Source organism: Xanthovirga aplysinae (assembly GCF_009711365.1).
Classification (GTDB): Bacteria; Bacteroidota; Bacteroidia; order Cytophagales; family Cyclobacteriaceae; genus Xanthovirga; species Xanthovirga aplysinae.
The window spans coordinates 1-489 of sequence record NZ_SMMB01000147.1; the positions used below are offsets into that span (position 1 = coordinate 1).

The following is a 489-nucleotide window of genomic DNA, read 5'->3' on the forward strand; positions in this document are numbered from 1 at the left end:
CATAAAAGAATTACCTTTTCAAAAAACACTCATCGATACCTTAGATTTTTACAAAAGCGATGACAAAATTTCGATATTAGATATTATGATGAAAACTGATGGAATTCATGGGCCTTCTATTAAATTAAGTTCTTGGCAGGCTATTTCTCGTTCGAAAATTGAATTGTTGGATTATAAAAGAATATCTACTTTGGCAAGTATTGAGGAACTAAAAGAACAATTGGAATCAAAAAACGAACATTTGGCTAACTTCCTTTACCCTAATTTAAAAGAAACTGGAATTAACAAGAAAGAACTTTTGATTATAATGATGAGAGATATAATTGTGACAGAAAGAGGTATACAAGAGAAAATCAAAGGGCTCATTAAAGATTAAATCCCTAATTCACACAGAAAAATGATTACGAATTTGAGGCATTTAAAATATGATTGACGGAAAAGCCAGTTGCTAACAATGTTTCCTATGTAAAGCCTTTTCGTCGCTAAGAG

Annotated in this window: 1 protein-coding gene; it reads left to right on the plus strand. The window is 30.7% G+C overall.

What is annotated here, in order from left to right:
* Positions 1-376, plus strand: a 376-nt coding sequence (locus E1171_RS23180; protein WP_187696097.1) for a hypothetical protein, incomplete at its 5' end; no start/stop codon positions are given.
* Between the last annotated feature and the right edge of the window lie 113 nt (positions 377-489).